Annotated in this window: 17 protein-coding genes and 1 tRNA gene; 12 read left to right on the top strand and 6 right to left on the bottom strand. The window is 37.3% G+C overall.

Going from position 1 to position 20,189, the window contains the following annotated elements:
- Positions 1-47 precede the first annotated feature (47 nt).
- The 3 genes from gcvT to gcvP all read left to right on the top strand — a co-directional run bounded on the left by gcvT (position 48) and on the right by gcvP (position 4,557).
- On the top strand, positions 48-1,142 hold the full coding sequence (gene gcvT, locus ABN099_RS07570) for a glycine cleavage system aminomethyltransferase GcvT (RefSeq protein WP_349463030.1): 1,095 nt from the start codon (positions 48-50) through the stop codon (positions 1,140-1,142).
- 34 nt (positions 1,143-1,176) lie between these two features.
- Positions 1,177-1,569 carry a glycine cleavage system protein GcvH gene (gcvH, locus tag ABN099_RS07565; protein ID WP_349463029.1) on the top strand — a complete coding sequence of 131 codons (393 nt, stop codon included), beginning with the start codon at positions 1,177-1,179 and terminating at the stop codon, positions 1,567-1,569.
- Between the two features lie 111 nt (positions 1,570-1,680).
- Complete coding sequence (gcvP, locus tag ABN099_RS07560) at positions 1,681-4,557, top strand: aminomethyl-transferring glycine dehydrogenase (protein WP_349463028.1); 2,877 nt, start codon at positions 1,681-1,683, stop codon at positions 4,555-4,557.
- Between the two features lie 99 nt (positions 4,558-4,656).
- Here gcvP and ABN099_RS07555 read toward each other — a convergent pair whose 3' ends face one another.
- Together ABN099_RS07555 and ygfZ are read right to left on the bottom strand one after the other, a co-directional pair.
- A complete protein-coding gene (locus ABN099_RS07555; RefSeq protein ID WP_349463027.1) occupies positions 4,657-5,259 on the bottom strand; it encodes an HD domain-containing protein in 603 nt (200 codons plus the stop codon).
- A 28-nt stretch (positions 5,260-5,287) separates the two neighbouring features.
- Positions 5,288-6,274: a tRNA-modifying protein YgfZ gene (gene ygfZ / locus ABN099_RS07550; RefSeq protein WP_349463026.1), complete on the bottom strand. Its 987-nt coding sequence runs from the start codon at positions 6,272-6,274 to the stop codon at positions 5,288-5,290.
- A gap of 273 nt (positions 6,275-6,547) precedes the next feature.
- Between ygfZ and sdhE the strand changes: the two genes are divergently transcribed.
- On the top strand, positions 6,548-6,826 hold the full coding sequence (gene sdhE / locus ABN099_RS07545; protein ID WP_349463128.1) for an FAD assembly factor SdhE: 279 nt from the start codon (positions 6,548-6,550) through the stop codon (positions 6,824-6,826).
- Positions 6,827-7,340: 514 nt separating this feature from the next.
- The gene (locus ABN099_RS07540; protein ID WP_349463025.1) at positions 7,341-7,748 is read left to right on the top strand and encodes a protein YgfX; all 408 of its coding nucleotides are present in this window, start codon (positions 7,341-7,343) and stop codon (positions 7,746-7,748) included.
- Between the two features lie 132 nt (positions 7,749-7,880).
- Here ABN099_RS07540 and fldB read toward each other — a convergent pair whose 3' ends face one another.
- On the bottom strand, positions 7,881-8,399 hold the full coding sequence (gene fldB, locus ABN099_RS07535) for a flavodoxin FldB (protein WP_349463024.1): 519 nt from the start codon (positions 8,397-8,399) through the stop codon (positions 7,881-7,883).
- Positions 8,400-8,512: 113 nt separating this feature from the next.
- Between fldB and xerD the strand changes: the two genes are divergently transcribed.
- The 7 genes from xerD (at position 8,513) to ABN099_RS07500 (ending at position 17,758) form a co-directional block, all read left to right on the top strand.
- Positions 8,513-9,442 carry a site-specific tyrosine recombinase XerD gene (gene xerD / locus ABN099_RS07530; protein ID WP_432807495.1) on the top strand — a complete coding sequence of 310 codons (930 nt, stop codon included), beginning with the start codon at positions 8,513-8,515 and terminating at the stop codon, positions 9,440-9,442.
- Positions 9,443-9,474: 32 nt separating this feature from the next.
- Complete coding sequence (gene dsbC, locus ABN099_RS07525; protein WP_349463022.1) at positions 9,475-10,182, top strand: bifunctional protein-disulfide isomerase/oxidoreductase DsbC; 708 nt, start codon at positions 9,475-9,477, stop codon at positions 10,180-10,182.
- Positions 10,183-10,191: 9 nt separating this feature from the next.
- Positions 10,192-11,925 carry a single-stranded-DNA-specific exonuclease RecJ gene (gene recJ / locus ABN099_RS07520; RefSeq protein ID WP_349463021.1) on the top strand — a complete coding sequence of 578 codons (1,734 nt, stop codon included), beginning with the start codon at positions 10,192-10,194 and terminating at the stop codon, positions 11,923-11,925.
- 170 nt (positions 11,926-12,095) lie between these two features.
- Positions 12,096-13,194, top strand: a protein-coding gene (gene prfB / locus ABN099_RS07515; protein WP_349463020.1) for a peptide chain release factor 2 whose coding sequence is annotated in 2 segments (ribosomal slippage) — positions 12,096-12,170 and positions 12,172-13,194 — 1,098 coding nt in all. Because the reading frame shifts where the segments join, the coding sequence is not laid out codon by codon here.
- 8 nt (positions 13,195-13,202) lie between these two features.
- On the top strand, positions 13,203-14,729 hold the full coding sequence (lysS, locus tag ABN099_RS07510; RefSeq protein ID WP_349463019.1) for a lysine--tRNA ligase: 1,527 nt from the start codon (positions 13,203-13,205) through the stop codon (positions 14,727-14,729).
- Between the two features lie 157 nt (positions 14,730-14,886).
- Positions 14,887-14,960 (top strand) — tRNA-Gly (locus ABN099_RS07505).
- 1,244 nt (positions 14,961-16,204) lie between these two features.
- Entirely contained in the window at positions 16,205-17,758 is a 1,554-nt protein-coding gene (locus ABN099_RS07500; RefSeq protein WP_349463018.1) for a methyl-accepting chemotaxis protein, read from the top strand.
- Between the two features lie 468 nt (positions 17,759-18,226).
- Here ABN099_RS07500 and ABN099_RS07495 read toward each other — a convergent pair whose 3' ends face one another.
- The 3 genes from ABN099_RS07495 to ABN099_RS07485 all read right to left on the bottom strand — a co-directional run bounded on the left by ABN099_RS07495 (position 18,227) and on the right by ABN099_RS07485 (position 20,141).
- Positions 18,227-18,430: a hypothetical protein gene (locus ABN099_RS07495; protein WP_349463017.1), complete on the bottom strand. Its 204-nt coding sequence runs from the start codon at positions 18,428-18,430 to the stop codon at positions 18,227-18,229.
- A 351-nt stretch (positions 18,431-18,781) separates the two neighbouring features.
- A complete protein-coding gene (locus ABN099_RS07490) occupies positions 18,782-18,991 on the bottom strand; it encodes a sigma-S stabilization anti-adapter protein IraP (protein ID WP_349463016.1) in 210 nt (69 codons plus the stop codon).
- 601 nt (positions 18,992-19,592) lie between these two features.
- Positions 19,593-20,141, bottom strand: a complete 549-nt coding sequence (locus tag ABN099_RS07485; protein WP_349463015.1) for an NADPH-dependent FMN reductase — start codon at positions 20,139-20,141, stop codon at positions 19,593-19,595.
- Positions 20,142-20,189: the final 48 nt, after the last annotated feature.

Below are 20,189 nucleotides of genomic sequence, written 5' to 3'. Positions count from 1 at the left end.
AATATGCGTTCTCTGAATAATCTAAAGTAAAGTAGAAAGAGGGAAGAATGGCAAAACAGACTCCGTTGTATGATGAGCACGTAGCCTGCGGTGCTCGTATGGTTGATTTCCATGGTTGGATGATGCCGTTACATTACGGCTCTCAAATCGATGAACACCATATTGTACGTCGCGATGCAGGTATGTTTGATGTTTCTCATATGACCATTGTTGATTTACATGGTGCTCAGGTTCGTGATTTTCTGCGTTATTTATTAGCGAACGATATCGCTAAACTCACTGAAAAAGGTAAGGCACTTTATACCGGAATGCTTAATGCATCAGGTGGCGTTATTGATGACCTTATTGTCTATTACTTCGATGAAACCTTCTACCGCCTAGTGGTGAATTCAGCAACTCGAGAAAAAGACCTCGCATGGATAACAGAACATGCCACAGATTATGTGGTTGATATTCAGGTGCGTGACGATCTCGCTTTGATTGCTATTCAAGGACCCCATGCGCCAGAAAAAGTCCAAAGCTTATTAACACCACAACAGCGCCAAGTCGTCTCAGCCATGAAACCATTTTATGGTGTGCAACTAGATGAACTATTTATTGCTACCACAGGTTATACCGGCGAAGCAGGATATGAAGTCGCCATGCCAAAAGAGCAAGCCGTTGCGTTTTGGCAAAAATTATTAGCTGTTGGTGTGAAGCCAGCAGGATTAGGTGCAAGAGATACATTACGTTTAGAAGCGGGAATGAATCTTTATAGTCAAGAGATGGATGAAACAATTAATCCTCTCGAAGCTAATATGGGGTGGACGATAGCGTGGGCACCTGAAGATCGTCAATTTATTGGTAGAGAAGCATTAGAAAAATTACGCGCAACAGGCACAGATAAACTTGTGGGTTTAGTGATGCGAGAAAAAGGCGTGCTACGTGCAGGTACTGCCGTTCACTTTACTGATGATTTGGGTGAGATAAGAGAAGGTGTTATTACCAGTGGAACTTTCTCTCCAACATTAGGCTTTAGTATTGCATTAGCGAGAGTCCCAGCAGGTATTAAAGATAGCGCAATTGTATTAATGCGTAATCGTGAAATGCCAGTAGAAGTAGTGAAACCAGGATTTGTTCGTTCTGGTAAAGCATTGGTATAACACGCACAACTATTTTAAATGGAGAGTATGGTCAATGAGTCAAATACCGAGTGAATTAAAATATGCACAATCTCATGAGTGGGTTCGTTCTGAAGGCAATGGCGAATACACTGTGGGAATTTCTGAACATGCACAAGAGCTTTTAGGTGATATGGTGTTTGTTGATTTACCTGAAGTAGGTAGAGAAGTGAATGCAGGCGAAGATTGCGCAGTCGCTGAATCCGTAAAAGCGGCGTCTGATATTTATTCACCATTATCAGGCGAAATTGTTGCTGTAAATGAAGAGTTAGATGGTTCTCCTGAGTTAGTAAACAGCGCACCATATGGCGAAGGGTGGTTATTTCGTATTAAAGCTAATAATGAAAGCGAATTAAATGACTTACTCAGTGCTGAAGGTTATCAAGAGTTGGTAGATAACGAAGAGTAAAAATAACGCCTCGTCCATGAAAATGACGGGGCGTTTTTCTTTGTCTATTAAGCCGTTGTTAATCACGTAACTGCTTATAAACCCACAGTGAAATTCAGGAAATTACTCGAAATGACACAGACTTTACATCAATTAGAATATCGTGATGAATTTATTCGTCGCCATATTGGTTCATCCCCAGAACAGATTAAAGAGATGCTCCGTGCGGTTGGTGTCTCTTCATTGAATGAATTAACTAAAAAAATCGTTCCTGACAATATTCAATTAGCAACTCTGCCTGATGTTGGCGAGGGGGCGACAGAACAAGTTGCGTTAGCTGAATTAAAAGCCATCGCTAGCCAAAATAAACGCTTCACGTCTTATATTGGTATGGGGTATGCACCATCTGTACTTCCACCGGTGATTTTACGTAATTTATTAGAAAATCCGGGTTGGTACACCGCTTATACGCCTTATCAACCTGAAGTTTCTCAAGGACGCCTTGAATCGCTGTTAAATTTCCAACAAGTCACTATTGATTATACAGGGATGGATTTAGCGTCAGCTTCATTACTTGATGAAGCAACAGCCGCCGCAGAAGCAATGGCAATGGCAAAACGCGTCAGTAAATTAAAAAATGCTGAGCGTTTTTTTGTTGCTGATGATATTCATCCACAAACACTCGATGTCGTGAAAACACGTGCAGATACCTTTGGTTTTGAAGTCGTTGTTGATAAAGCCGAAAAAGTATTAGAGCTTGAAGGTGTGTTTGGTGTGCTATTGCAGCAAGTTGGCACAACGGGTGAGTTGCATGATTACAGTAAACTACTAACAGAATTAAAAAACCGTAAAATTATTACTAGCGTTGCTGCTGATCTAATGGCGCTGGTGGTATTAACAGCACCGGGACATCAAGGTGCTGATATTGTTTTAGGTTCAGCTCAGCGCTTTGGTGTGCCAATGGGCTATGGCGGACCTCACGCCGCATTTTTTGCTTGTCGTGATGAATATAAACGCGCAATGCCGGGACGCATTATTGGCGTCTCCCGTGATGCTGCTGGTAATCGTGCATTACGTATGGCAATGCAAACCCGTGAACAACATATTCGTCGTGAAAAAGCCAACTCGAATATTTGTACATCACAAGTATTACTCGCCAATATTGCAGCGATGTATGCGGTTTATCATGGTCCTGAAGGGTTGAAAAAAATTGCCCAGCGAATTCATCGATTGACTGATGTTTTGGCTGCGGGTTTAAAACAAAATGGCATGACATTACGTCATCAAACTTGGTTTGATACTTTAACCATTGAATGCGCAGATAAAGCGGCTGTATTACAGCGTGCTAAAGATGCTGAAATTAACTTACGCACTGATATTGTTGGTGCTGTTGGTGTGACATTAAGCGAAAAAACAACCCGTGAAGATGTGTTAGCACTAGTTAAAATTATTAGTGGTAAGGCGCTTGGCGTTGATATTGATACTTTAGATGCGCAAGTCGCTGCATCATCAACATCGATACCTGCATCTATGTTGCGTACTGACACTGTGTTAACTCATGAGAATTTCCATAATTATCACAGCGAAACAGAAATGATGCGTTATATGCATCGTTTAGAAAATAAAGATTTAGCATTGAATCAAGCGATGATCCCATTAGGCTCTTGTACCATGAAGCTTAATGCTGCTGCTGAAATGATCCCCATTACATGGCCTGAATTTACAGAACTTCATCCATTCTGCCCGCCTTATCAAGCTAAAGGCTACCAGATAATGATAGAGCAGCTTTCAACGTGGTTAGCCGCATTAACAGGCTACGATGCCATGTGTATGCAGCCAAACTCAGGTGCTCAAGGTGAATATGCTGGTTTATTGGCAATCCGTCGTTATCACCAAAGCCGCGGCGAAAACGCACGCCATATTTGTTTGATCCCAAGTTCGGCTCATGGCACTAACCCTGCATCGGCACATATGGCGGGTATGACCGTTGTCGTTGTGGGTTGTGATGATCACGGTAATATTGATATTGCTGATTTAAGAGCAAAAGCAGAAAAGCACCAAGCTGAACTCTCTTGTGTGATGGTGACTTATCCTTCAACGCATGGTGTTTATGAAGAAGGTATTCGTGAAGTTTGTGAGATAATTCATCAATATGGTGGGCAAGTTTACCTTGATGGCGCCAATATGAATGCGCAAGTGGGTATTACAACACCGGGCTTTATTGGTTCGGATGTGTCTCACCTTAACTTACATAAAACGTTCTGTATTCCTCATGGTGGTGGTGGTCCTGGTATGGGACCTATTGGTGTTAAAGCGCACTTAGCACCGTTTGTACCAGGGCACTCTGTTGTTGAAATGGAACATGTCACTACTCAAGGTGCAGTGTCAGCAGCACAATTTGGTAGTGCATCTATATTACCTATTAGCTGGATGTATATTCGTATGATGGGCGCTGAGGGGCTGAGACAAGCTAGCCAAGTGGCAATCTTAAATGCGAACTATATTGCACAAAATCTGAAAAAAGATTACGACATTCTTTATGCCGGTGCTGATGGCTATGTTGCCCATGAATGTATTATCGATATTCGTCCATTAAAAGCGAATTACGGTATTAGTGAAATGGATGTGGCGAAGCGTTTAATTGACTACGGTTTCCATGCGCCAACCATGTCATTCCCTGTAGCGGGTACATTAATGATTGAGCCAACAGAGTCTGAAAGCAAAGTGGAAATCGACCGCTTTATTGAGGCTCTGCTTTCAATTCGTGCAGAAATTGCTCAAGTTGATAAAGGTGTTTGGTCGATTGATGACAACCCATTAGTGAATGCGCCACATACACAATATGAATTAGTACAAGAGTGGTCACATAGTTATAGTCGTGAATGTGCGGTATTCCCAACTGAAGCGACGAAAAATAGCAAATATTGGCCTGCGGTAAAACGCCTTGATGATGTTTATGGCGACCGCCATTTACACTGTTCATGTGCGCCAATTAGTGATTACGAATAAACGATAATTTAGTTTTATTCTTAAAATAAAATACCGATGGATCCTCCATCGGTATTTTTTTAATAAAACATAATACTTGATAATAAATAGTGCCGATGTTTACTTCAGCCAGCCTTTTTCTTTTGCCGCTAACAGTTGCGGATAAAGATATTGCCAGAACTCAGGCCACTGCTTTTCAATAAATAGATTACGTTCTAATACTTGCTCTAAGCGAATATTATTTTCTACCCAGCTTTGACCTTCGTTATGCAAGTTCATCAGCATTGGCATTGCGCGATCAAGAATATTAGCAAACTGCGATTCTGGTGTTTCAGCCGCATCATATTCAAGCCACAAATTCAAAAAGTAGTCACTTTGAGGCGATGGTAATAAAGAAAAAATACGTCTTGCTGCTTTCTGCTCTTGCTCTTTTACTGCTTCACGAGCGGCAACGTCATAAACCATGACATCACCAGCATCTATTTCAACAATATCGTGAATTAATGCTAACTGAATAGCACGACCAATATCAATATCACCTGCATAAGGTTGAAAGCTCATCGCCGCTACGGCAAAGTGCCAGCTATGCTCTGCGGTATTTTCAGAACGACTGTTATCTAATACATTATTTTTACGATAAACACGTTTGAGCTTATCTAATTCAATAATAAAGTTAATCGTATCAGAGAAGGGGCCAAAAGCCCCCTGAGGTAATTGAGTCATAAAAATCCGTTCTTGGTTGGAATAAAGATTACTCTTCTGCTAAAGAGTAGGGCAGTGATTTAATGGATAACTTGCTGATACTATCGCCTTGAATACGAAATACGCTATCTGCTGGCATATCATTATTCATGACAACTTCAGCGAGAATAGTATTATCAGCCATACGTACTGCACTTAATACAGTACCTGTTTTACGCCATTTATCTTCACCAAGTTGCCATTCAACGCTGCCACCAATTTCAGGTAATTCAGTGCCACCACCTGATAACAGATACATTGCACGCTTATTAGCACCTCTAAATTTTGCGCGAGATACCATCTCTTGACCTGTATAACAGCCTTTTTTAAAGCAGATGCTGTTCGGTAAAGCTTGTAAATTGGTTGCTTGAGGTAAGAATTGCTCAATATTTGGCGTATCAATAATGGGGTAACCTGCTTCAATGTCTAATGCTAACCACTGTTCACTATCGCTTATTTCAGCTTTTAGCGTGGTAACAAGATTTTTTGCCGTTTCTTCATCAGTGACAATTAGAAAACGCTCTGTAGGCAAAGGTAATTGAAGAATATAGCTGTTTTCATGGTTAATCACCTCATTGGCTTTACGTGGAATATTAGGGAAATATTCGGCTAAAGCTTGGGCGGCACCTTGTCCGGCTAGTCCTAATAATACGGCATCTGTTTTTTCGGCTAAGGTAACCTTTGAGAATACTGCGTATTTTTTCAATTCACTGAGTTGTTTTTGTGCGACATTTTTACGCAGAATATAAGCAAAACCATCTTGCTGGTGGAAAAAACGCAGCGTACTCCACATTTTCCCTTTTGCTTCACAGTGTGCAGCTAAAGTGTGTTCTGTTGCTGCAAGTGCTGCAATATCAGCCGTTAATTGACCTTGTAGATACTTTTCACTATCAGCACCTGTTGCTGTTATTAGTGACCATTCATCTAAGGAGATCAGAGTTAACGGAAGATTGATTGCTGCATGAGGGCGCTTAGCTTGAATAGAATTTTGAGTCATGACATCACCAGCCATTTAATTAATCAGATATTGTTGTTTATGGTAAAAGAGTCACAAGACAATGCAAGCCATTATTATTTATAGAGCGTAAAAATAATATCGATAAAGAACAAACTATTTACCTTCAAAGGGTTGCTGATAAAAGATATTGAGATTAAACCGTCAAACTGTGATCATTTTGATGTTAAAAATTTCATGATAAGACTATCATCAATGATAGGAAGAAATAGTGGTATTTCTTGATTTGAACAATGCAAAGAGCAGAGTATGACTATCGATATAGAGAACAAAGCACGAATTAACTGGGCATGCCGTCGCGGAATGCGCGAACTAGACATCTCCATCATGCCTTTTTTCGAAAACGAGTATGATACGCTATCTGATGAGGATAAAGCGCTGTTTGTTCGCTTACTAGAGTGCGCTGATCCTGATTTATTCAACTGGTTAATGAACCATGGTCGTCCAGAAGACGATAAACTTTATTATATCGTTAAGTTAATTCAAGAGCGTAATAAAGTAAGAATGTCTGATATTGTTGATAAATATCGATAATAAATAGATTATAAAACAGCATAATAAAATAACGCCTTTATTATTAAACGAATAAGGGCGTTTTTTCATCGATTGCAAGAGATCTTTAATGGTTAATCAAGGGAAAATAACTCATTGAAATAAACTATCTTAAGTTAAATATGCGATGCGATAAATAATAACCAGAAACAATAGATCTATAATTTTCAATGAAATTACCTTATTTCTTATCATGAAACTGCGTGTTAACTCTAGAAAATGCTATTCAATTCCCTTTTTTATTCTCTTTTTTTTTCTATCATAAATAGATAGGTTATGCTTATTTTAATCACAGCGATGAGCGATGAATTGAGTTGTGTTTATTTGTAGTTTTTTGATTAAGTATTAAATAGTAAGAATATAGCTAAAAATAAAAAAAGAATTATTAGCCAATTATTTTTTAGCTTAACAAAGCAGTTTGATGATAAAGCGTGTATCATTATTTTAAAGTACACTTGTTATTAAATTATTTATTAAAACGGAGTTGATATAACTCGTGATTTTATGGAAATCGCATCTCACGGTCTCGTGGTTTACACAGCTATTTTCAACAGCTATTTATGTGGCTTTTGAAATAGCGCTTTTACTTTACCCATGGCCAGCTGATTTTATTTATATTTGGGTTCCTTTGTTACTGTTACTGATAGCCAGTTGGTATTTTACCCAAAAAAACATCAGTAAGATCAAGGGTGATTTAGTTTTACTTAATGGTAATCGTATTCAGTGGAAGCTTCATGAATGGCAATTAACTAAGCAGCCATGGATAAGTCGCTTTGGTACTAAAATAACGTTAACCTCTATTTTAAATAAAAAACAGATAACTCTGTGGGTGGCTTTTGATAGCATGACAGAAAGTGAATGGCGAAATTTTTCACAACTATTAATGCAATATCCAGATATTTAATACCTAAGCATCTCATACCCAGAAAATGACATACTGGGTATTTGTAGGTAGTCAATTATGCAATTATATCGGCAGTTAAGATGACAATATGTAGTTGATGTAGTTGATGTACTTGTTTTTACATCGTCATCTTTATAGATTTTCTTCGATTTCTCGCAAAATTTGCATACACCATTGTGATAAACGTTCATCCGTCTCTTCAAATTGGTTTACATCATCAAGCGCTAAACCGACAAAATATTTACCATCATCTGATAGCGGTTTAGGGCTAACAAACTCATAACCATCAACAGGCCAAAAACCGATAAATTTAACACCAATTGGAAGTAAATGATGATAAAGCATACCCAGTGCATCAAGAAACCATTCACTGTAATCAACCTGATCGCCCATACCATACATGGCGACTAGCTTGTCTTTTAAATTCAATGTAGGCAGCACTTCCCAAATATTTAGCCAATCTTCCTGTATTTCACCAAAATCCCAAGTAGGAATGCCTAAAATAAGAATGTCGTACTGTTCCATAAGTGTAATATCACACTCTTGGACATTATGGAGGTCAACAAACTCCTCACCGAGAATGTCACGAATTTTTTCTGCCACCATTTCGGTGTAACAGGTGCTGGAACCGTAAAATAGACCAATTTTCATGAAAGTTTTAAGATATTTTTGCCAATAAAGGTCACTATTGTACCAGAAAATTTTTTTGATGAGGCATAATGTAAGGCTTGCATAGCAACATAAGGGGAAAGCCTGTGAGTGACATAAAACAACCAACAGCGCATACACTAAGCGTAAAAGACAAAACTGATCTCATTATTGAGCAATTTTTAGATAATATTTGGTTAGAGCAGGGATTATCTGAAAACACCTTAAGTTCCTATCGTTTAGATTTACGAGCATTAGGTCAGTGGTTAGAGAAAAACCAGCTTGATTGGCTATCAGTCACTACATTAGATTTACAAGCTTTTCTCGCTGTGCGACTTGATGAAGGATATAAAGCCAGTAGTGCGGCGCGATTGCTCAGTACTATGCGTCGATTATTTCAATATCTTTATCGTGAAAAATTACGTTTAGATGATCCTAGCGCGCTGTTATCAACCCCTAAATTACCTAAACGACTCCCAAAAGATTTAAGTGAACGACAAATTGATGATTTACTTAACGCACCCTGTACCGAAGAACCCATTGAACTACGTGATAAAGCAATGCTTGAAGTCCTCTATGCCTGTGGGTTACGTGTTTCTGAATTAGTCGGATTATCTTTACCCGATATTAGCTTAAGACAAGGTGTATTACGTGTTATTGGTAAAGGTGATAAAGAGCGTTTAGTTCCTTTAGGTGAAGAAGCTATTTACTGGCTAGAACAATATCTGCAATATGGAAGACCTGCATTGATGCAAGGAAAAACAGATGACATTGTCTTTCCTAGTTTACGAGGGCAGAAAATGACACGACAAACCTTTTGGCATCGTATAAAACATTATGCAGTGATTGCAGGAATAGATAGCGAGAAATTATCTCCTCATGTATTAAGACACGCATTTGCGACACATCTTTTAAATCATGGCGCAGATTTGCGCGTTGTACAGATGTTATTGGGGCACAGTGACCTCTCTACAACACAGATTTATACCCATGTTGCTACCGAGCGCTTAAAGACGCTTCATCAGCAGCATCATCCAAGGGGTTAGCCTTAACTTGTAGGCGTAGAATAGGAATTAGAATGAAAAAGAAAATACTATGGTTGCCTATATTATTGAGTATGGTGTCAATGCCTGTTTTAGCAGACAACAATTCAATAGAAGAGCAACTTGCAAAAATGCAAATCAAAGCTGAAAGTATTCAACCAACACCCATTGTTGGATTAAATGCAGTGCTTTCAGATAAAGGTATTTTTTATATTACTGATGATGGAAAGTATTTAACTGCTGGACCTATTTATAATATTAGTAATGGTGAGCCTGTTAGTATTGCTAATCAGATAATTATGAAAAAAGTTGATTCGTTAAAAAATGAAATGATTGTCTATAAAGCACATAATGAGCGCCATGTTATTACAATATTTACTGATATTAGTTGCCCTTATTGTCAAAAGTTACATCAAGAAGTACCTGAATTAAATAATCAAGGTGTTACCGTTCGTTATTTAGCTTTTCCACGTAATGGTGTAACCAATAATGCTATTAGTAAACAGATGAATGCGGTTTGGTGTAGCGGTTTTCCTAAAAAATCATTAGATAGTGCATTTAAAGGTGATGCTATTGTATCCATTGATGAATGCAAAAAAATCAATATTAATGAGCATTTTAAATTAGGTACGATGATGGGTATTCAAGGAACACCGGCAATTATTTTACCAAATTCTAGTATTTATGGTGGATATATTTCTGCTAAAGATCTTATTGAACTACTTGATAAACAAGAGAAGTAATAACGCGTTATGGTCACTATTGAACCCAAATTACTCCGTCGTACTGCGCAATCAACACAATTGCCTGAAAGTTTAGATCCACTATTACGGCAAATTTATGCTAATCGAGGCATAACTTCTGATTCGCAACTAGAAAGAAGCTTAAAAGGTTTACTGCATTATCAATCACTAACGGGAATTGATACGGCAATTGCATTATTGGTTGATGCACTAAAGCGGCAATTAAACATTGTAATTGTTGGCGATTTCGATGCTGATGGCGCAACCAGTACCGCATTGGCAATAAAAGTATTGCGTCAAATGGGCTATCAACAAGTTAGTTATCATATTCCAAATCGTTTTGATGATGGCTATGGATTAAGCCCGCAAGTGGTTCATGATGTTGCGAAGAAAGGCGCAGAGCTGATTATCACGGTAGATAATGGTATCTCCTCTTTTGAAGGTGTTGATGTTGCTCATGAATATGGTATTTCTGTACTGGTTACTGATCACCATTTACCCGGTCAATCATTGCCTGCTGCTGATGCCATAGTGAATCCCAATCTTGATAACTGCTCTTTTCTTTCTAAATCATTAGCGGGTGTGGGTGTTACTTTTTATTTGATGAGTGCACTAAGAGCAGAGCTTGAAAAACAGGGATGGTTTGAACAGCAAAACTTAAAACGCCCTAATATGGCTGATTTTCTCGATTTAGTGGCATTAGGAACCGTTGCGGATGTCGTGCCATTAGATGAAAACAACCGTATTTTTGTTTATGAAGGATTACGCAGAGTTAGAGCTGGACATTGTTGCGCGGGTATTAAAGCGCTGACAGAGGTCTCTCGTAAAGAGTTATCTCAACTTGTTAGTAGTGATTTTGGTTTCTCTTTGGGACCTAGATTAAACGCCGCAGGACGCCTTGATGATATGTCAGTAGGTGTGGCGCTGTTATTAACCGATGATATTGGTTCGGCTCGTCAAATTGCCAATGAACTTGATGGATTAAATCAAACACGTCGTGAAATAGAAGCAGGAATGCAAGAAGAAGCATCAACAATATTTCGCCAATTTATGGGAACTCAACATGATTTACCCAATGGGTTAGCGATTTACCATCCTGAATGGCACCAAGGTGTGGTTGGAATTTTGGCTTCTCGTATTAAAGAAAAATTGCATCGTCCTGTTATTGCTTTTGCACCAAGTGGTGATGGCTTATTAAAAGGCTCAGGTCGTTCTATTCATGGTGTGCATTTACGAGATGCATTAGAAAGACTAAATACCTTAAATCCGGGCTTAATGGTTAAATTTGGTGGACATGCCATGGCAGCAGGGCTCTCACTTGAAGAAGATAAATTTACGCTTTTTCAACAGCATTTTTCGTCGTTGATGGCAGAGCTTGTTTCTGATGAACAACTGCAAGGTGTTATTTTATCTGACGGTGAATTAACAGACAGCCAATTATCATTACCAACGGCTGACATGTTGCGAGAAGCGGGTCCTTGGGGGCAAGCATTTCCCGAACCGTTATTTGATGGCAAATTTCAGTTATTAAAGCCTCGTATTGTGGGTGAGAAACACTTGAAAATGATACTTCAGCCATTAAATAGCAACCTGCTAATAGATGCTATTGCATTTAATATTGATAGAAATGTATGGCCAGATAACAGTATTAAAATGGTTGAAATTGCCTATCGATTAGATGTTAATGAATTTAGAGGTCAGCGTAATGCTCAACTTTTAGTTGAACATATTTGGCCTTGTTAATATGAGTAAAATAATAATATTTGCTGGCATAAACAGCAGTGTGGAACGGGTTGTGACAATCCCATAGCCAATTGAATATAAATGCTATAATCCCACTGACAGATCCGTTACAATATGCGGTTCAAAATTTATTCCAATTGTTTTTAAAAACAACATAAAGACGAAAAAGCATGTTTGAAATCAATCCAGTAAAACACCAAATCGAGGAAGTGTCAGAACGAACTCACGTCCTCAGGGGGTATCTTTGACTATGATGCCAAGAAAGAGCGTTTAGAAGAAGTTAACGCAGAGTTAGAACAACCCGATGTTTGGAATGAGCCAGAAAGGGCGCAAGCATTAGGTAAAGAGCGTTCATCTCTTGAGGCGATCGTAGAAACAATTGATCAATTAGATCAAGGGCTAGAAGACGTTTCTGGCTTACTTGAACTCGCTGTTGAAGCTGACGATGAAGAAACTTTCAATGAAGCTGTAGCAGAATTAGATGGTTTAAATCAAAAGCTAGAACAATTAGAATTCCGCCGCATGTTCTCTGGTGAATATGATAGCGCAGCTTGTTATTTAGATTTACAAGCGGGTTCTGGTGGTACAGAAGCACAAGACTGGGCAAGTATGCTAATGCGTATGTATTTACGTTGGGCTGAGTCTAGAGGTTTTAAAACTGAGATTATTGAAGAATCAGACGGTGATGTCGCTGGATTAAAATCAGCCACTATTAAGATCATCGGTGAGTATGCTTATGGTTGGTTACGTACAGAAACTGGCGTTCATCGTCTTGTGCGTAAAAGCCCATTTGACTCAGGTGGTCGTCGCCATACTTCATTTAGCTCTGCATTTATTTATCCTGAAGTTGATGACGATATTGATATTGAAATTAACCCAGCAGATTTACGTATCGACGTTTATCGCGCTTCTGGTGCTGGTGGTCAGCACGTCAATAAAACAGAATCAGCGGTACGTATTACCCACGTTCCTACAGGTTTAGTCACTCAATGCCAAAATGATCGCTCTCAACATAAGAATAAAGATCAGGCAATGAAGCAGATGAAAGCAAAGCTGTATGAGCTGGAAATGCAAAAGAAAAATGCTGATAAGCAAGTTATGGAAGATAATAAATCAGATATTGGCTGGGGTAGCCAAATCCGTTCTTATGTCCTCGATGATTCGCGTATTAAAGACTTACGCACCGGTGTGGAAACACGTAATACACAAGCTGTATTAGATGGTGATCTTGATAAATTTATTGAAGCTAGCTTAAAAGCGGGCCTGTGAGGAAAAACATGTCGCAACAGCAACAAGGTGCGGAGCAGGCACCTGATTTAAATAACGAACTGCAAGCACGTCGTGAAAAATTATCCGTTTTACGTGAAAACGGTAACGCATTCCCAAATGATTTCCGCAGAGATGCAATGTCTGACGAGTTACATCAAAAATATGATGCAATGAGTACAGAAGAGTTAGCCGCAGCAAATGTGGAAGTGGCTATTGCAGGTCGTATGATGACCCGCCGCATTATGGGTAAGGCATCTTTCGTAACATTGCAAGACATGGGTGGCCGTATTCAGCTTTATGTCTCTCGTGATGATCTGCCAGAAGGCATCTATAACGAGCAGTTTAAAAAATGGGATCTTGGCGATATTCTTGGTGGTCGTGGTCGTGTTTTCAAAACGAAAACAGGTGAACTAAGTATTCATTGTACTGAGTTACGTTTACTGACTAAAGCACTGCGTCCTTTACCAGACAAATTCCATGGTTTGTCAGATCAAGAAATGCGTTATCGTCAACGTTATTTAGATCTGATTGCTAACGAAGAGTCACGTAAGACCTTTAAAATTCGTTCTAACGTAATGTCAGCAATTCGCCAATTTATGGTGAATAAAGGCTTTATGGAAGTTGAAACTCCGATGATGCAAACTATCCCTGGTGGAGCAACTGCACGTCCGTTTATCACTCACCATAATGCGCTGGATATCGATATGTATCTGCGTATCGCGCCAGAACTGTATTTAAAACGTTTAGTTGTAGGTGGTTTTGATCGCGTATTTGAAATCAACCGTAACTTCCGTAACGAAGGTGTATCTCCACGCCATAACCCTGAGTTCACAATGATGGAACTCTATATGGCATATGCGGATTACCGTGACCTTATTGAGCTGACTGAAGAGTTATTCCGTACTATCACACGTGATGTATTAGGATCATCTTTAGTAAAATATGGTGATGAAGAGTTTGATTTTGGGAAACCATTTGCAAAACTAACCATGAAAGAAGCTATTTGCAAATATCGTCCAGAAACCGTAATGGCGGATCTTGATGATATGGATAAAGCCGTTGCTATTGCTCAATCACTTGATATTAAAATTGAGAAAAGCTGGGGTTTAGGTCGTATTCAGTGTGAGATTTTTGAAGAAGTTGCTGAAAGCCACTTAATTCAACCAACATTTATCATTGAATACCCAGCTGAAGTTTCACCTTTGGCTCGTCGTAATGATGACAATCCATTTATCACTGACCGTTTTGAATTCTTTATTGGTGGTCGTGAAATTGGTAATGGTTTCTCTGAGCTTAACGATGCTCAAGACCAAGCGGAACGTTTTGAAGAGCAAGTACGTCAAAAAGAAGCCGGTGACGCAGAAGCAATGTTCTTTGACCATGACTATATCACGGCATTAGAACATGGTTTACCACCAACAGCAGGTTTAGGTATTGGTATCGATCGCATGGTGATGCTATTTACTAATAGTCATACTATTCGTGATGTTATTTTATTCCCGGCAATGCGCCCAGGAAAACCAGCTCAAGCTTGATTATTATCGAGTTATTAAATAGTTTAAAAGTCACCGTAAGGTGGCTTTTTTATTTTTGATTATAATGAGTTATATCTATTTAGGTGAATAAACAAGCAGTTAAATTATCAAGGGATTGCTGTTCAAATCTGTGGGCGTATAATCGGAAAATCCTACTGCGGGCGTAGTTCAATGGCAGAACGAGAGCTTCCCAAGCTCTATACGAGGGTTCGATTCCCTTCGCCCGCTCCAAACAAACCTCTAGTAATATCTATTAAAGTCTCCAAGTTACTGATAAATTAAGGCTAATATTTGCTAGGTCTTTTCGCAACGAAATACTCAGCGCAACAAAAGTAGTTAGCTACTTAATTTTCCAGCAATATCTTTGTGACGTTTCCGCACTAAATAAATATGTTTATCCCTCGATTTACCGCTTTTAGTTTGATAACTAGCCTCATTAATTCGTTCAGCGATACGCACCTGTTATTAACTCAATGAATACTTATTATATTTGCGTATAACCGTGTTATACAGATTAGAAAATGTAAAATTACTGATTAATTTTAAGTGCAAGATAATTTAACTATGAAGATGGAGGGATTAGTTTATGTAAGAGGCTTCTAACGTCACATTTATGCCTTGGTTTGTACAAATGAAAACTGACATACTAAGTGAAACATCAAATTTAAAAAGTTGAGGTAACAAGGCAAAACATCCTGTAGAACAATCACCTAAGCTAGACTATCTTGCCCCTAATTTTTCTGAAATATATCCATACCTCAGTCAATGGGGAATTGTTGATGATAAAGGTAGATATTTACCTTGGTGTAAGCTGAAGTGGAGAGTGCCAAGCAAGAAAGCCAAGAATATTTGCTGGGCGATTAAATTTCGCAGAGAACAAGTGAAAAAAAATATCGGCGTATTTGATAAACATGGCAATGAATATTTTTCTTCCAATAAAAATTGGAAGGTCAACGCATTACATAGCTCCAGCAGACATAAGAGATAGACTATAGAGTAAGGTAACTTACTGTAAAATCGGAAAAGCATATTATTGCGTCGTGTCACTGTCTGAATACATGGCAAAGCTCAAAATAAGGGGGAAGTGCAGACAATACAATCTAAAGAGTGTTACAACTGGCGAATGACCGCCCTCACTTACCAATAGACGAAGCCAGCACCAAAGAGGTGATAAGAAGTTAACCAAATTTTATTTTTCAATTACTCTCTTATCCCTTCAACTTACCTTACTGTTTCTCAAGCAGCATAAAATACAATGCATTGATTTTTAACTGTTTTTTAATTTATAAACTAAGTTTTAAAATTTGTTATATAAGTAACACTTTTACTTCCCTCTAATAACTCTTTTTATGTAGAAAAATAAAAAAACAATTTATAAAAAACTTTAGTAAAAAATTAAAATTAATTGAAAAATTGTCGATAAGAATAGATTAGCCCCTATTGGGATTACTTTATCTTGTTAGTTGAGAAATTAAATGCAGAAACTTCGAAATATTACTATTCGTCTGATGATGTTAGTGATACTTGGCCTTTTATGTTCGATATTTGGTGGCGTAAGCGCATATAGTGCTTGGTCTTTATCACAAATTTCCAAAGGTAATCAAGCAGATAATCAAATAATAAAGCAGATGGCTGCGTTAAGTCAGGGAAATGATCAATATTTCCGTTTTGTCACTCGTTTAAATCGAGTGGTTGAGCAAAAAGCCGCAGGTGAAGAGGTAGATTTCACGCCTTCTCAAATTGCCATGGAGAACATGGAAAAACAGCTAGAATATATGAAATCTGTTTCTCCTGGTCCCATGGATGAAAAAGTTTCACAAGAGTTAATGACAGTTTGGCAAGCACTATTTGAGCAAGGTGTTAAACGCCAAATGGATCTGGCAAAAAACGGTACTATTGCTGAATATGAACAGCATGCAAAAACTGTTACACCTGCATTAAGCCGAGAACTAGGCGCAGTAACCGAAAACTTTAATCTTGCTGCTAATGCCAAAATTGATAGCACTATTTTGGAAGTTGATGAGTTGATAAGCTTAACTCAAATGGTGATTATGATTAGCGTTATTTTAGGCGTGATCATATTAATTCTAACCGATCGCTATTTAGTCTCGATGTTACAAAAACCATTAGAAAGCATTCGTCAGCATTTTATCAAAATCACACAAGGTGATTTAAGCCAATCCCTTAAACCTTTTGGTAATAATTGCGCGGGTAGATTAATTCCATTATTAATGGAAATGCAAAATAGCCTACACGAAGCTGTAAGCACTATTCGTATGGGAAGTGAAAGTATTTATCGAGGTGCATCTGAAATAGCTAAAGGAAATAACGATCTTGCATCTCGAACAGAAGAACAAGCGACAGCACTAGAAGAGACCGCGGCAAGTATGGAACAAATTACTGCAGCAGTGAATCAAAATATGGAACATGCTTATCAAGCGAGTGGGCTTGCAGATAGTGCTTCAACAACCGTTGCTCGTGGTAATACATTAGCGGTATCTGTTGCAACAACCATGAATGGGATCTCTGATAGTTCAAAGAAAATAGCAGATATTATCCATGTTATAAATAATATCGCATTTCAAACCAATATATTAGCATTAAACGCCTCTGTTGAAGCGGCAAGAGCAGGTTCTCATGGTAGAGGCTTTATGGTTGTCGCTAATGAAGTCCGTAATTTAGCTGCTGATAGTGCTAAAGCGGCGAAAGAAATTGAAGTGTTAATTACAGATTCTGCATTACGAGTAAATAAAGGAACCAAACTCGTTAATGATATGGAGTCAACAATGGAAGAGATCCTGATTGGGGTTAATCAAGTAACAACGATAATGAAGCAAATCAGTACGGCTTCAGAAGAGCAAAGTAAGGGAATTGCACAAGTGAGTGTTGCAATAACTCAAATGGATGGTGTTACACAACAAAATGCGTCGTTGGTTGAGCAGGTTTCGGCTGCCGCAGTTTCATTAGAGCATCAAACCGAAGGCTTACAATTATCAGTACAAAAATTTAATATTGTTAATCGTTATTAATTTATAGCGATATAGAGCAATACTTTAAAAATGTGTCTAAGGTGGTAAGTTTTTACTCGTTAGATACATTATATTGAATCGTTTAAATGTAATACAAATCATATGTTTTAATTTTATTTATAAAAAATTATTATGATTTTATTTTGATTAATAACTTAAATATTGATTTAATGTTTGTGATTTAAGGTCAATTAGATGCTATTTTAAGCTATGTAAAAGAACCCACTATCTTAAAAATAGAAGGGGATTTTCTATTAGTCGCGAAGATTGCTTATTTTTATTCTCCGTTTTTACCAATCTTTATTGAAAAGATTTCTATATTAACTCAATTGTATTAATTGTTATTTAATCAATCAGTGATGGTGTTCGGTTACTGAGGTGATACATTATTATACTAAAGGCGCTGATATAGAATCATAACTAATATAAAGATAATTATTGTGATATTGAAAATATAGCGCCGTAATCTTAGAGCAGTTTCTTTATATATTGTTCTGTTTTGTTTATTACATCCTTATGATGAGGATGATCAACATAAGCTACACTGATAGTTTTATCAATATCTCGAATAACTAATTCTTTTTGTTTACTTGTTAAGGTTAGTAATAGAGACTTTAAAACGACCTTTAAGGCGGCAACTTCATACTCTATATTGATGACTTTTTTTTCCATAAGATCCTCAAGAATTTTGTATCTATTCTGCTATAGGAAGATTTATTTTGCATAGTAATTAATTATTTAAATAATTCCAAGGAAAAAGTGTCATAGAGGATAAGATGATAATTTTTATGTCAAATTTTTTTGTTGGTATAAAAATTAGTATCAAGTTGATACTGGTATTAATATGAAATTTATAAAGGAAAATCAGTAAGAGTAAATTTAGCTTAAGTGAAGTGATGGAGTAATAAAGAATAAAATAAGCAAGTGATGGCTGAAAGTAGTAGTAAGTATAGGTAGGATGCTTTGAGCTGCATCCTATATAACAATTTGGCTATAATTTTATCAATAGTGATAAAAATAAAATTAGGCTTGGGTAAGTTTTTTTACATATTGTTCAGTAAGATTGATAACTTCATTAAGTTGAGGATATTTGTTTGAAGTATCTTCAATGACCAAGGATATATTGCCTAGCATATCGCGTCGCTGTTTATCATTTAAAGTGGAAAGTAAAGATTTGATGACAATCTTTAGTGCAGCGATCTCGCATTCGATTTCTTTTAAATTTTTATCCATGATTTACCTGCCAGTATTTAATGGTTCGGTAATATAGGTAAATTTTTCACCTATAACAATTAGTGAAGTATATTATTTAGAGATATATCGCACATTATGCCTAATAATTTAATTAATGTTAATTAACAAAAAATAATTATCAAGTATTTATCCTATTCTGTTTATTATCGTTTTTAATTTATTGATAATTATTGCTTTTACTTAAATGACATAAATTTGTCATTTTTGATCTTACTGATATTTTGCTTGGCTTAGTTATTTTTTGTTTGATATGGCACTAAAACTAGTTATAACTAAAAATAAAATTAGTCCTTTTTTGATTGTTTATGTTGGTTACTGTTTAAAATACCAAAAAATTAAAACGAACTAAGATTTTTATAAGTGATCGTTTGGGTCGAAATTAGACTAATGACTCTATTAAAAATGATATTTTTTATCGTTTTTGCTAAGGGGAGGTAATTTATTTTTATCTGTTCATGTTGTAAAGCATAAAAAACAATAAAACTAAACCATTGAATAATCAACATGCTTAAATATCATGCTACTTTCAGCTTGAAAAACGAGCCCAGTAATTTATTAGCGGGCTCGTTTTTATTATTTTTTATTTGTGATTGTGCTTAATAAAAGCAACATAAGCATCAACCCAATTTTGCATAAAACTGGCACTCTTTTCTGAAAAATGTCCATTTTCAACCATACCGTCATACCATTTTAAAAAGCATTCGGGTTGATTCAATGTTGGCATATTTAAGAAAGATAGAGAGTTACGTAAATGTTGTTGAGCGATAGCAGTACTGATATTGCCAATAGAGACACCAATAATACCTGCTGGGATATTATTCCATGCATTAGTACCATAAGGGCGTGAGGCTTGATCAAGTGCATTTTTTAGCACACCAGGAATTGAGCGATTGTATTCCGGGGTAACGAAAATAATACCTTGGCACTCTGTTATCTGTTTTTTAAAATGGATTACCGCTTCAGGAGTGTTACTATCATCATCTTGGTTGTAGAGGGGAAGAGTGCCAATATCGAGAAATTGAAATGCAAAATCTTTTGGAAATAGCGAAATTAGTGCATTCGCTGTTTGTTTGTTGTACGAGTCTTTTCTTAAACTTCCTACGACAATACCAATTTTAATTCTACTCATTTTAGCTCTCCTATATTGAAGGACAAAACGAAAATCAATTACAATTTT

Source organism: Proteus hauseri (genome assembly GCF_040139125.1).
GTDB lineage: Bacteria > Pseudomonadota > Gammaproteobacteria > Enterobacterales > Enterobacteriaceae > Proteus > Proteus hauseri_B.
Note: the sequence above shows the minus strand (reverse complement) of the source record. Positions and strands in the feature narration are given on the sequence as shown.

What these genes read in the sequence shown, in the direction of transcription:
- gcvT (WP_349463030.1), top strand. Translation starts at nt 48, where the DNA reads ATGGCAAAACAGACTCCGTTGTATGATGAGCACGTAGCCTGCGGTGCT.
- gcvH (WP_349463029.1), top strand. Translation starts at nt 1,177, where the DNA reads ATGAGTCAAATACCGAGTGAATTAAAATATGCACAATCTCATGAGTGG.
- gcvP (WP_349463028.1), top strand. Translation starts at nt 1,681, where the DNA reads ATGACACAGACTTTACATCAATTAGAATATCGTGATGAATTTATTCGT.
- ABN099_RS07555 (WP_349463027.1), bottom strand. Translation starts at nt 5,259, where the DNA reads ATGACTCAATTACCTCAGGGGGCTTTTGGCCCCTTCTCTGATACGATT.
- ygfZ (WP_349463026.1), bottom strand. Translation starts at nt 6,274, where the DNA reads ATGACTCAAAATTCTATTCAAGCTAAGCGCCCTCATGCAGCAATCAAT.
- fldB (WP_349463024.1), bottom strand. Translation starts at nt 8,399, where the DNA reads ATGAAAATTGGTCTATTTTACGGTTCCAGCACCTGTTACACCGAAATG.
- dsbC (WP_349463022.1), top strand. Translation starts at nt 9,475, where the DNA reads ATGAAAAAGAAAATACTATGGTTGCCTATATTATTGAGTATGGTGTCA.
- recJ (WP_349463021.1), top strand. Translation starts at nt 10,192, where the DNA reads ATGGTCACTATTGAACCCAAATTACTCCGTCGTACTGCGCAATCAACA.
- lysS (WP_349463019.1), top strand. Translation starts at nt 13,203, where the DNA reads ATGTCGCAACAGCAACAAGGTGCGGAGCAGGCACCTGATTTAAATAAC.
- ABN099_RS07500 (WP_349463018.1), top strand. Translation starts at nt 16,205, where the DNA reads ATGCAGAAACTTCGAAATATTACTATTCGTCTGATGATGTTAGTGATA.
- ABN099_RS07495 (WP_349463017.1), bottom strand. Translation starts at nt 18,430, where the DNA reads ATGGAAAAAAAAGTCATCAATATAGAGTATGAAGTTGCCGCCTTAAAG.
- ABN099_RS07490 (WP_349463016.1), bottom strand. Translation starts at nt 18,991, where the DNA reads ATGGATAAAAATTTAAAAGAAATCGAATGCGAGATCGCTGCACTAAAG.
- ABN099_RS07485 (WP_349463015.1), bottom strand. Translation starts at nt 20,141, where the DNA reads ATGAGTAGAATTAAAATTGGTATTGTCGTAGGAAGTTTAAGAAAAGAC.